An 11,832-nucleotide genomic window follows, 5' to 3' on the forward strand; every position below is an offset into this window, starting at 1 on the left:
CCAGGGTCGCGCCGCGCGGGAGCGCGATCGATCGGCGGCTTCTCCGGTCCGAAGCTCCGGCCCCCGCTCCCTGGCCGAGGGAACAAATCGCGCGCCTCCCGCTTGGCATTCAGAGCAATGCCACAGGGGGCGACATGTCGGACGAGACCAGCAACCACGATGACGCCAGCCGCGACGACGCCGGCGGCCTTGCGGCCAGACGGGCCGACGGGCGCGGGCGGGATGCCAGCCGGCCGTCGCAGATCCCGGCGGCCGGGTGGAAGGACATCCTGTGGCGGGTGTGGCAGCAGGCGTCGGAAGACCGGATCACGCTCGTTGCCGCCGGCAGCGCCTTCTACCTGCTGCTGTCGCTGTTTCCCGCGCTCGCCGCCTTCGTGTCGATCTACGGCTTGGTCGCGGACCCGACGACGGTGGCCGACCACGTGGCGTTTCTCGGCGGCCTGATGCCCGGCGGCGGCGTGGACATGATCCGGAGCCAGCTCCAGAGCCTCGCCGACCAGGACCGCGAAGCGCTCAGCTTCGGCTTCCTGCTGGCCTTCGCCACCGCCTTCTGGAGCGCGAACAACGGGGTCAAGACGCTGTTCGAGGCGCTCAACATCGCCTACGAGGAACGCGAGAAGCGCTCGTTCATCCACGTCAACCTGCTCGCCTTCTCGTTCACGCTGGGCGCGATGGCCATCGGCATCCTGATGATCGTCGCCGTGGGCATCGTGCCGGCGATGCTGGCGCTGCTGCAGGTCGGCGACTTCTCCGAGACCATCGTCGACCTGCTGCGCTGGCCGATGCTGCTCCTCGCCGTCGGGACCGGCATCTCGGTCCTCTACCGCTTCGGGCCGAGCCGCGAGCGGGCGAAATGGCGCTGGATCACCTGGGGCGGCGGGCTCGCCACCCTCGTCTGGGTCGCGGCCTCGGCCGGGTTTTCCTATTACCTGCAGAATTTCGCCGACTACAACGCGACCTACGGATCGCTGGGCGCGGTGATCGGCATGATGCTGTGGATCTGGATCTCGGTCCTGATCGTCATCGTCGGGGCGGAGATCAACGCCGAGATGGAACACCAGACCGCGCGGGACACGACGACCGGCGCGCCGCGCCCCATGGGCCAGCGCGGCGCGACCATGGCCGACACGCTCGGGGATGCGTCCCACGGCACGCCCTGACGTCCGGGACCGAAGACCGAAGACCGAAGACCGAAGACCGAAGACGATCGGCCCCGGCGGGCTCCGAAGCAATGAACGGGGGACCACATGGACTGGAGCGCAATGTTCTTCCAGGACTGGGAAGGGATCATCCGGACGATCATCGTCGGCCTGCTCGCCTATGTGACGCTGGTGATCTTCCTGCGGATCTCCGGCAAGCGCACGCTGGCCAAGCTGAATGCCTTCGATCTGGTCGTCACGGTCGCGCTCGGCTCGACGCTTTCGGCGATCGTCCTGCAGGAGTCCGTCGCGCTGGCGGAGGGCGCGGCCGCGCTGGCGCTGCTGATCCTGGCGCAATATGCCGTCACCTACACGTCGGTGCGTTCGGCCACCTTCGCGGCGGCGGTCCGCTCGGAGCCGACGCTGCTGGCCAGGGACGGCCTTTTCTGCGAGGCGGCGATGCGCCGCGAGCGGATCACCCGCCCCGAAATCCTGAGTGCCATCCGCTCGAACGGCGGTCACGACATCGCCGATGTGGACGCACTCATCCTGGAGAGCGACGCAGTCTCAGCGTGTCCCTGCGCGGATAGGGGCGCCGCCCGGGCTCTCGCATCTCGAGATGCCACGACGTCCGTGTCCTCGCGGGCGATCGCGAGGAAGACGCCGGGCTCTCGTCCGGCCGCCCTCCTTTTCGTGCCTGGGGCTCCCGCCACCGTCCGTCCGGCAAGGTCCGGTCGACGTCATCAATCCGCAGTTGCTCCGGAGACGCCAACGCGTCACTCTTGGCCCCAGTGTCCTCTGCCCGTCGCCGCAGGACACGAAAGATTCGCGGGAACCACCGGCTACGCTCGGCCGGTCTCTGCTCGAAGAAGCACATGAGGGTGGGTTCCATGCCATTTCGCGACGAGAGTCATCCCCTTTGGCACATCAGCAGCCTGAAGCGCGCCCTGCACGCGGCCGGTGTCGCGCTCTGGTCGTGGACCGTCCAGACCGACGCCTTTGCGATGGACGAGCAGGCCTTCAAGCTGTGGGGGCTGCCGCCAAGCGAGAAGGTCATCTTCGAGGATCTCTCCTCGCGCATCCACCCCGCGGACCGGGACCGGGTACGCGCGGCGTTCAATGCCACCCGGGCGCTGGTCGGGGCCTACGAGATCGACTTCCGGATCCTCGTCGGCCAGGAAATCCGCTGGATCTCCGCGCGCGGGCTCGGAAACGACGAGGGGCTGCACGAGGGCCGGATGTCCGGCGTGTTCCTCGATGTCACCGGGCGCAAGCAGGCCGAGGAGGGTCATGAACTCCTTGCCGGCGAGATGAGCCACCGGGTGAAGAACCTGCTGGCGATCGCCGCCGGCCTCACCTCGCTCACCTCGCGCTCGGCCGAGACCGTCGAGGACATGGCGCAGGAACTCACCCTGCGCCTGAGGGCGCTCGGCCGCGCCCACGACCTCGTCCGCCCCCTCGCCGGCAACCAGGGCCGCGCCGCCCTTCTCGGCGACCTGATCGCCGTGCTGCTGGCGCCCTATGACGACACCGGCGCGTTCAGCGGGCGCGTCCGCGTCGCCGTGCCCCGGATGGGCATCGGCGAGCAGTCGGCGACGACGCTGGCGCTGGTGGTCCACGAGCTTGCGACGAATTCGCTGAAATACGGGGCCCTGTCGGCGACGTCCGGCATGCTGGACATCACCGGAAACTCCTCCGACGAGGAGGTCTGCGTCGTGTGGACCGAACGGGGCGGGCCTCCCGTCGTCGACACCGGCGCAGCGGGCTACGGCAGCAAGCTCCTCAACAGGAGCGTCACCGGCCAGCTTGGCGGATCGATCAAGACCGACTGGTCCGCCGACGGCATCATCGTGACGCTGACCATGAACGGCGAACGGCTGGCCCAGTGACAGGGTGAGTGACAGGGTGAGTGACAGGGAGGCGGTGCGCCCGGCCGCCACCTTTCCGCTCAGACGGGCCCGTCACAGACGCCTGTCACACCGGCGGATGCGGGATCGAGGACAGGAGTTCGCGGGTGTAGGGGTCCTGCGGGTTCGACAGGACCTCGCGCGTCATCCCCTGCTCGACGATCCGCCCGGCGCGCATCACGACCACCCGGTCGCACAGCAGCCGCACCACCTCCAGGTCATGGCTGACGAAGATGTAGCTCATGCCGAGCTTGATCTTGAGATCCTGCAGCAGGTTCAGCACCACCGCCTGCACCGAGACGTCGAGGGCGGCCGTCGGTTCGTCGAGAATGACGAGATCCGGGTCGAGGGCGATCGCCCGGGCGATGCCGACGCGGGCCTTCTGGCCGCCGGAGAGCTGGTGCGGGAATCGGTCGAGCAGGTGTTCGGGGAAGCCGACGAGGCGGGCGAGTTCCTCGACCCGCGCCTTCAGCGCCGCGCCGTTCATCGGCGTGCCCATGCGCAGGATCGGGTCGGCGATGGCGCGGCCGACCTGGAATCGCGGGTTGAGACTGTCGGTCGGGTCCTGGAACACCATCTGGATGCGGCGGCGCAGCGGCGAGCGGGCGAACTGCCGCGCCGGGATCGCGCCGATGTCGATGCCGTCGAAGACCAGGCTGCCGGAGGTACGGTCGGTGAGGCGGTTGACCATCATCGAGGTGGTCGACTTGCCGCAGCCGGATTCGCCGACGAGGCCGAGGCTCTCGCCGCGTCCGACGGCAAACGAGATGCCGTCGACGGCACGGAAGGGCGTCAGATCCTCGTCCGTGCCGCGACCCATGAGCCTGGCCAGCGTCAGGCCGACGCCCTTCTTCGGGTATTCCTTGACGAGGCTCGTCACGGTCAGCAGCGGCGTCCCGTCGGTCGCGGCCGCGGGCCTGGGCTCGGGCGGGGTCAGGTCGCTGCCTTCGGGCAGCAAGTCGCGCAAGGTCACGCCGCCGCGCGGCGTCGCCCGCATCAGCTTGCGTGTGTAGGCGTGGCTCGGTGCCTTGAAGATCGTTCCGGCAAGCGCCGTCTCCACCACCCGGCCCTTTTCCATCACCATCACCCGGTCGCAATAGGCGGCGGCAAGGCCGAGATCGTGGGTGATCAGGAGGGTCGACATGCCGCGCGCGCGGGTCAGCTCCATCACGAGGTCCATCACCGCCTTCTGGGTGGTGACGTCGAGGCCGGTGGTGGGTTCATCGGCGATCAGCAGCTGCGGCCGGCAGGCGAGCGCCAGCGCGATGACGATGCGCTGGCACATGCCGCCCGACAATTCGAAGGGATAGGCGTCGTAGCGCTCCTCGGGCCTTGCGATCCGCACCTCGGTCAGCGCCGCGATCGCCTTTTCCTTGGCATCCGCCGAGCCGGCGAGCGCGTGTTCCTTCAGCACGTCCTCGATCTGCCGGCCGACGGTGCGGATCGGATTGAGCGCGGCCCGCGGATTCTGGAAGATCATCGACATCTCGCGGCCGCGCAGCGCCCGCACCTGCTTCTCGCTCGCCGCGACGAGGTCGACGCCGGAGAAGGTCATGCTGCCCTCGGCGATGCGGCCGGCGCGGTCGAGGATGCGCATCACCGTGTAGGAGGTGACCGACTTGCCCGAGCCGGATTCGCCGACGATCGCCAGCGTCTCGCCCTTGGCGACGTCGAGATCGACCTGCTCGACCGCGCGGACCGTGCCGCGCCGTGTCGCGAACTCGACGGTGAGGCCCCGCACCTCCAGCAGCGGCACCGGGGGATGGTTGGTGTGGACGTTCATCGCGGCCTCCCTCACGTGCGGCGCTGCGGGTCGACGAGATCGCGCAGACCGTCGCCGAGCAGGTTGAAGCAGAACACGGCGAGCATCAGCGTCACGCCGGGGAAGAAGGCGATCCACCATTCGCCCGAAACGATGAAGGCGGCGCCCTCCGCCACCATGATCCCCCATTCGGGGGTCGGCGGACGCACGCCGAGGCCGATGAAGGAGAGGCCCGCGGCGTTGAGGATGGCGTAGCCCATGGTCAGCGACACCTGCACCATCATGATCGGCAGGGTGTTGGGCATGATCTGGCCGAGCAGGATGCGCCATTCGCCGTTGCCGCAGAGCCGGGCCGCCTGCACGAAGCCGGCGTCGCGGCGCACGTTGGCCTCGGCCCTGGCGACGCGGGCATAGAGCGGGAAGTTCACGATCGCGGTGGCGAGCACGATGTTGGTCACCGTGTTGCCGAGCGCCGCGACGATGCCCATGGCCAGCACGAACAGCGGGAAGGCCATGATCGTGTCGCAGATGCGGCCGACCACCTGGTCGGTCCAGCCGCCGAAATAGCCGGCGGCAAGGCCCGCGAGGCCGCCGACGACGAAGACGAGCGCGACCGAGGCGATGGCGATCGTCATGTCGAGCCGGGTCGCGACGACGACGCGGCTGAAGATGTCGCGGCCGAGCTGGTCGGTGCCGAACCAGTGGGCGGCGCTCGGCGGGGCCAGCGCCGCCGCGGTGTCGCTCGCCAGCGGATCGTAGGGCACGACGTGAGGTCCGACGAGGCCGGCGAGCAGGAACAGGATGAACAGGCCGAAGGAGAGGCCCGTCACCGGGTTCTCGGTGACGATGTGGCGGGCGTGGGCGAGCAGGCCGGTGGCGGCCTTTTCGGCAGGCAGGGAGGTGGGGGTCGCGGTCATGCTTCGATCCTCACGCGCGGGTCGATGACGCCGTAGAGAATGTCGATCAGCAGGTTGAGCAGGACGTAGAGGATCGCCATGGCGAGGACGAAACCCTGCACCGGGGCGAAGTCGGAGGCGATCAATGCCTCGACCGCGTAGGAGCCGATGCCGGGCCAGGCGAAGACCTTCTCCACCAGCACGTTGGCGCCGAGCAGGAAGGAGAACACCATGCCGAGCGTGGTGATGATCGGCAGCAGCGCGTTGCGGAAGGCGTAGGTGATCACGACCTTCCCCGGCGGCAGGCCGTTCGCCCGCGCGGTGCGCACGAAGTCGGAGGCGAGCACCGCCAGCATCGAGGCGCGGGTCATGCGGGTGATCGGCGCCAGCGAGAAGATGCCGAGGGTGAGCGCCGGCAGCCAGATCTGGGAAAAGGCGGCGCGGAACAGCTCCAGGTCGCCCATCAGCAGGCTGTCGATCAGGAAGAAGCCGGTGACGCGCTCGGGATCGGAGAAGAAGAAGTCGAGCCGCCCCATCGGCGCCGGCGCCCAGCCGAGGATGAAGTAGAAGACGTAGACCAGCAGCAGGCCGGTGAAGAACACCGGCAGCGACACGCCGGCCGTCGCGATCACCCGCGACAGATGGTCGATCCACGAGCCCTGCCTGACCGCCGCCAGCACGCCGAGCGGCAGGGCGATCGCCATCGAGACGATCAGGCCGAGCAGGGTCAGCTCCGCCGAGGCCGGCAGGCGGGTGGTGATCTCGTGCATCACCGGCAGGCCGGTGGTGAGCGAGGTGCCGAGGTCGCCCTGCGCAAGATCCACGACATAGGCGAGGAACTGCTCGAGCAGCGGCCGGTCGAGACCGAGGCTGCGGCGGATCTCCTCGATCGCCTCCGGGGTGGCGGCGGGGCCGGCGAAATAGGCGGCCGGATCGCCGGGCATCACCCGGGTGAGGAGGAAGGTGACGATGACCACGCCGATCAGGCTGGGAACCACGGTCCCGAGCCGTTTCAGGATCTTGCCGAGCATGGGGCTGCTCCCGGTGAAGGAGGGAAGCCGGGCCGCGGACGGTCCGGCGGTCTCATGGTCGCGAAGGGGCGGACCACCGATCGGGCGGCCCGCCCGCCGGGTCACGCCTCCTTGACGAGGGCGCGGTAGTCGAGCCGGCGGTGGAACCAGTACTGGTAGCCCGACACGTTCTTCTGCATCGCGACGTTGACGTAGGGCTGGTAGAGCGGGATGCGCGGCACGTCCTTGAAGGCAAGGTCGACGAAGCCCTTGCAGTCGGCCTCGTAGGCCGCCGTGTCGCCGGCGGCCGCCGCCGCGCGGGCGCCGTCGATGAAGCCGTCCATGGTCGGCGACTGGTAGCTCATGGTGTTGAACACGGAATTGTTGCCGTGGTAGCACCAGAAGAAGAAGTATTCCGGATAGTCGAGCCAGCCCGAGAACACGTTGGTGTAGAGCGGGAGCTCCTTCTTGTTGAGCTCGGTCCGCCAGTTCGCGCCCGGGATCTTGTTGATCGTGGTGCGGATGCCGACCTTGGCGAGGCTTTCCTGCACGAGTACGCAGAGCGGCTCGTTGACGCCGGCAAAGCCGAGGTCGAAGGAGAGGGTCGTCTCGAAGCCGTCGGGATAGCCGGCCTCGGTCAGCAGCGCTTTCGCCTTCTCCAGATCGGTGCTGAAGGTGGTCGCCTGCGGCCACTTCGCTTCCGTCGGCGTGCCGGGGGCGGCACCGAACATCGGCTTGGCGAGGCCGAACAGCACCGCGTCCATGATCTTCTGGTAGGGCACCGCGCAGGCGACGGCCTGGCGCACCAGCGGATTGTCGAAGGGCGGCTTCGTGACGTTCATGCCGAGATACTGGACGCCGTTCGAATAGGGCGTCGAGACGATGTTCAGCTTGCCGGCGTCCTTCAGCTCCACGAAATCCTTGTTCGGCAGGTCGTAGGAGATGTCCGCGTCGCCGCGCTCCAGCAGCGCCCGGCGGTTGCCGGCCGACGGCACCATGCGCCAGACGATGCGCTTGACCTTCGGCATCGGGCCGAGCTTCCAGTCCTCGTTGCGCTCGTAGACCACCTCGGTGCCGGCGGTCCACTTCACCACCTTGTAGGCGCCGGCGCCGGCGCCGTTGACCTTGGTGTAGTCGAGGCCCCAGGGATCTTCGGCCGTCGCCTTCGACTTCACGAGTTCCGAATTGATCACGCAGGGCACGATCACGGCGAGATCCGGGATCGTCAGCCGGTCCTTGCGCAGGAAATCGACGCGGACGGTGTGGTCGTCGAGGACCACGAACTGCTCGGGCTTTTCCAGCGAGCCGGCCTTCATCTGGAAGGTCGGGAAGCCGCCGACGCTGACGGCGCGGTCGAGCGACCACTTCACGTCCCTGGCCGTCACCGGCGTGCCGTCGTGGAAGGTGGCGTCTTTCCGCAGCTTGAAGGTCGCCGACATGTCGCCGACGGTCATGTCCTCGGCGAGTTCCGGGATGATCGCGTCGCGGTCGTAGAGCTGCTTGCCGGTCTCGTCCGTCTTCATGCCGTGGCTGAGCAGGCGGGCGTTGGTGTTCCACGACACCTCGTAGCCGGGCACGTTGGTGCCGACCCCGTGGATGTCGATGTTGTTCGGGCCGCTCTCGGAGACGATCAGCAGCGTCTCGGCGCGCGACTGCGCCTGGGCCTTGTTGATGAAGGCGGGCGCGGCAACGCCGGCGGCGGCGCCCAGCGCGGTGGCGGTGGTGGTCTTCAGGAACTCGCGGCGGTTCATGGGCGTGGCACCCCCTCTTCTGGATATGTCCGGCGACAGGCCGGCGCGTGGCGGTCGCAGCCGGGTCCGGCGAGCGTGAAGACGCCCGGGAGGCCGGCGCGAACAGATCTCGGGAACGATGGGTAAGGCCGGATGTCCGTGCATCCTTGACCGCAATCTTGCATGCAATTTTCTCCAACTGCATGCATAAATAGATGTCATCGCTGCTGAAAGTTCAGCCTGTATGCAGCCGAGAATCTGTGCATGATCTGGCCGATGGTCCTCGCGGCATCCGGCCTGTGCCGGCGCGCGGGACCGCGAGCGACCAGGGACACGCCTCGACATCATGCGCGACACGCCCTCCGCCGGCTCGATGACCCGGGCCGACATTCTTGCCGGGGAGATCGCCGACTCGATCATCGACGGCACGCTGCCGCCGGGCAGCCGGCTCGACGAGCACATGCTCGCCGAGCGCTACGGCACCTCCCGCACGCCGGTGCGCGAGGCGATCCGGCAGTTGAAGACGACCGGGCTGATCGACGTGCGCCCGCGCCGCGGCGCGGTGGTGGCCGAGGTGACCTCCAGGGACCTCGAAACGCTGTTCGTGGCGATGGCCGAGATCGAGGCCACCTGCGCGCGGCTCTGCGCGCTCGGCATGAACCCGGTGGAGCGCCGCCGCCTGCAGGCGCTGCACCAGTCGACCCGCGACCTCGTCGAGGCCGGCGACCAGACCGCCTATGCCGCCGCCAACATCAGCCTGCATCTCCAGATCTATGCCGGCGCCCACAATCCGGTGCTGTCGGACTTTGCGGCCGGCCTGCGCCGCCGGCTGGCGCCCTTCCGCAACGCCCAGTTCCGGGCGCCGGGCCGGCTGCCGCTGTCCTTTGCCGAGCACGACGTGATCGTCGAGGCGATCCTTGCCGGCAATGCCGCGGCCGCCCACGCCGCGATGCTGCATCACGTCAGCCTCGTCGAGGATGCCTTCGAGCAGGTCGCAAGGTCGTCGTCGGCCGCGTGAGGCCGTTCTGGACAAGCGCAGCACGCGGCCGCCATGTCTTGCGCGGCCGCACTGAAATAAAATCAAAATAAAATGCGCCTGCGCCTTGTATGAAACCCGATCCGGGCGCATATACGGAACTCGTTGATTTGGCCGTTTGGCTTTTGCGGTGTCAGAGACCCGCCACTCACCACCGAATTCTCGATAGCGAATGACATGCGCCGATCCGGCGCACGTGTCGCCGTATCCGATATCGGACCGATGATCCCGCTGACCACGGATGTACTGGCAGCGGCGATGATCGGACCCGGTCGGAGCGATCAGGCGCGCATGTCGCTACATTCGAACCCGGAACGATCGACCGCGCTGACCACGGATGTACTGGCAGCCGGCGCGATCTTCCGGTTCGGATGGAACTGGTTGCGGGACGTGTCTCACGACGCTCCTGCGGAGTATCTCCGATGAGCGTCCGCAGATGACCACCCGCACCGTCCAGACCGTCGCCTCCTTCTCGTCCCCCTTCCTGCTGCCGGGCTTCGACACGCCCCAGCCAGCCGGAGATTACCGGGTCGACCACGACGAGGAATCGATCGACGGCCTCTCCCAGATCGCATGGCACCGGGTCGGATCCTTCCTGTTCCTGCCCTCGATCGGAACGCCCGGCTCGTCGCAGCAGATGGTGCCGATCCAGCCCTCCCAGCTCGCGAGCCTTCTCGAAAAGGACCACCCCACACCATGACAGCCACCGTCACGGCCCCCCTTTCCATCGCCGTCTCCTCCACCCCGTCGGTCTTCCGGCAGCGCCCCGTGCGCCAGGTGCAGAGCCAGAGTTCCACCCATCTGTTCGCGGTGGGCCAGGCCGTCCGGCTCAAGGGCGGCTTCGGCCATCCCTCCCAGTTCGCCGGCGCTTCCACATCACCGCCACGCTGCCGCCGCGCGGCGACTCGCCCCAGTATCGCATCCGCAACGACGACGAACGCCACGAGCGCGTCGCGACGCAGGAAAGCCTCGAGGCTGCCCGCGCCCCCGCTGACGGTGACGGCACGCATCTGATCGAAAGGACGTTCGGACATGGCCAAGGGACAGAAACGCAGCAACCGCGAACTGAAAAAGCCAAAGCAGGAAAAGGCAGCTCCAAAGGCTGACACCTCCTTCGGCAGCCAGGTCAAGGCCGCCTCGGTGGCGCCGGGCAACAAGGGCAAGTCCCGCCCGGGCTGACCGCCTGACACGATATCCGTGCCGCCCGCGCCCACCGGCCGGGCGGCACGTCTGTGTCGGCCTCGCCCCGATGGAACACCGCGCCGGTTGCGACGTTGTCGAGGGCAAGTCGTGTCGTCCGTCTGCGGATGCCGGCGTCCGCAACCCGTCGGCGCATGGCCCGCAATCGGGGCAGTTGGCCCCGGGCGGCGCCCGAAATTGCGGCACCCACGAGACGCCTCGACTTTTGACGCAGTGCACACGCCTGTCTATGATCCCCCGCGGGCAAGTCGTTTCGACGGCTCACCGTTTCCGTCACGCTGACCGCCGCCGATGTCCGGCAGAACGAGACCCATGCTGATCCGCTATGGTTATGAGATCACGCTGACCTGCCCGCAGCCCACCGCCCTGGTCTGCCTGCTGGCCGTCCACGACGACCGTGCTGCCGACCTGCGGACACCGGAAACCGTGTTCACGATGCCGGACGTTCCGACGACCACCTACCGCGACATGTTCGGCAACCGCTGCCGGCGGCTTGTCGCGCCGGCCGGCGACCTGATGATCTGGGGCGACGCCACGATCGAGGACGACGGCAAGCTCGACGAGATCGTGCCGGACGCGCGCGAAGTGCCCGTGGCCGAGCTGCCGGACGATTGCCTCGTCTATCTGATGGGCAGCCGCTACTGCGAGACCGACCGGCTCAGCCAGACGGCCTGGGACATGTTCGGCAACACGCCGCCGGGCTGGGGCCGCGTCCAGGCGATCTGCGATTTCGTCAACGGCCACATCAAGTTCGACTACATGCAGGCGCGCTCGACCCGCACCGCCTTTGAAGCCTTCCACGAGCGCGTCGCGTCTGCCGAGACTATGCGCATCTGGCGGTGACGCTCTGCCGCTGCCTCAACATTCCGGCCCGCTACGTGAACGGCCATCTCGGCGACATCGGCGTGCCTGTGGTCGATCCGATGGACTTCAGCGCCTGGATGGAGGTCTATCTCGACGGCGCCTGGCGGACCTTCGACCCGCGCAACAACAAGCCGCGGATCGGCCGGATTGTGGTCGCGCGCGGCCGCGACGCGACCGACATCCCGCTGATCAACTCCTTCGGCCCGCACACCCTGAAGTCGTTCCGGGTGTGGACCTACGAGGTGTCGTCGGTCGACGAGGTCGTCACGCCGTGATGCGGACGGGCCT

General features: G+C 68.1%; 11 protein-coding genes and 1 pseudogene. 8 read left to right on the forward strand and 4 right to left on the reverse strand.

The genetic code is table 11. The annotated features are described in order from the left end of the window. Positions 1–134 precede the first annotated feature (134 nt). The 3 genes from A6302_RS03630 (at position 135) to A6302_RS03640 (ending at position 3,028) form a co-directional block, all read left to right on the forward strand. Entirely contained in the window at positions 135–1,160 is a 1,026-nt protein-coding gene (locus tag A6302_RS03630) for a YihY/virulence factor BrkB family protein (protein WP_083255482.1), read from the forward strand. A gap of 87 nt (positions 1,161–1,247) precedes the next feature. Next, positions 1,248–2,018, forward strand: a complete 771-nt coding sequence (locus A6302_RS24050; RefSeq protein WP_245293897.1) for a DUF421 domain-containing protein — start codon at positions 1,248–1,250, stop codon at positions 2,016–2,018. An 11-nt stretch (positions 2,019–2,029) separates the two neighbouring features. Beyond that, positions 2,030–3,028: a sensor histidine kinase gene (locus tag A6302_RS03640; RefSeq protein ID WP_069305903.1), complete on the forward strand. Its 999-nt coding sequence runs from the start codon at positions 2,030–2,032 to the stop codon at positions 3,026–3,028. Positions 3,029–3,113: 85 nt separating this feature from the next. Here A6302_RS03640 and A6302_RS03645 read toward each other — a convergent pair whose 3' ends face one another. The 4 genes from A6302_RS03645 to A6302_RS03660 all read right to left on the reverse strand — a co-directional run bounded on the left by A6302_RS03645 (position 3,114) and on the right by A6302_RS03660 (position 8,465). Then, on the reverse strand, positions 3,114–4,829 hold the full coding sequence (locus A6302_RS03645; RefSeq protein ID WP_069305904.1) for a dipeptide ABC transporter ATP-binding protein: 1,716 nt from the start codon (positions 4,827–4,829) through the stop codon (positions 3,114–3,116). An 11-nt stretch (positions 4,830–4,840) separates the two neighbouring features. Further along, positions 4,841–5,725 (reverse strand): ABC transporter permease, encoded by an 885-nt coding sequence (locus A6302_RS03650; protein ID WP_069305905.1) that lies wholly within the window; start codon positions 5,723–5,725, stop codon positions 4,841–4,843. Then, positions 5,722–6,735, reverse strand: coding sequence for an ABC transporter permease (locus A6302_RS03655; protein WP_069305906.1), 1,014 nt, complete (start codon positions 6,733–6,735; stop codon positions 5,722–5,724). The genes A6302_RS03650 and A6302_RS03655 overlap by 4 nt, the downstream gene beginning before the upstream one ends. A 101-nt stretch (positions 6,736–6,836) precedes the next feature. Continuing rightward, positions 6,837–8,465 carry an ABC transporter substrate-binding protein gene (locus A6302_RS03660; RefSeq protein ID WP_069305907.1) on the reverse strand — a complete coding sequence of 543 codons (1,629 nt, stop codon included), beginning with the start codon at positions 8,463–8,465 and terminating at the stop codon, positions 6,837–6,839. 325 nt (positions 8,466–8,790) lie between these two features. Between A6302_RS03660 and A6302_RS03665 the strand changes: the two genes are divergently transcribed. The 5 genes and pseudogenes from A6302_RS03665 to A6302_RS03675 all read left to right on the forward strand — a co-directional run bounded on the left by A6302_RS03665 (position 8,791) and on the right by A6302_RS03675 (position 11,819). Continuing rightward, positions 8,791–9,462, forward strand: coding sequence for a GntR family transcriptional regulator (locus A6302_RS03665; RefSeq protein ID WP_069305908.1), 672 nt, complete (start codon positions 8,791–8,793; stop codon positions 9,460–9,462). 454 nt (positions 9,463–9,916) lie between these two features. Next, positions 9,917–10,180 carry a hypothetical protein gene (locus tag A6302_RS03670; protein ID WP_069305909.1) on the forward strand — a complete coding sequence of 88 codons (264 nt, stop codon included), beginning with the start codon at positions 9,917–9,919 and terminating at the stop codon, positions 10,178–10,180. After that, positions 10,177–10,494 carry a hypothetical protein gene (locus A6302_RS21000; protein WP_245293898.1) on the forward strand — a complete coding sequence of 106 codons (318 nt, stop codon included), beginning with the start codon at positions 10,177–10,179 and terminating at the stop codon, positions 10,492–10,494. The genes A6302_RS03670 and A6302_RS21000 overlap by 4 nt, the downstream gene beginning before the upstream one ends. Before the next feature lie 18 nt (positions 10,495–10,512). Beyond that, positions 10,513–10,659: a hypothetical protein gene (locus A6302_RS24055; protein ID WP_245293899.1), complete on the forward strand. Its 147-nt coding sequence runs from the start codon at positions 10,513–10,515 to the stop codon at positions 10,657–10,659. Between the two features lie 333 nt (positions 10,660–10,992). Continuing rightward, positions 10,993–11,819: pseudogene (locus A6302_RS03675) on the forward strand (transglutaminase-like domain-containing protein). The last annotated feature ends 13 nt before the right edge of the window (positions 11,820–11,832 follow it).

It is taken from the genome of Methylobrevis pamukkalensis, assembly GCF_001720135.1.
Taxonomy (GTDB): domain Bacteria; phylum Pseudomonadota; class Alphaproteobacteria; order Rhizobiales; family Pleomorphomonadaceae; genus Methylobrevis; species Methylobrevis pamukkalensis.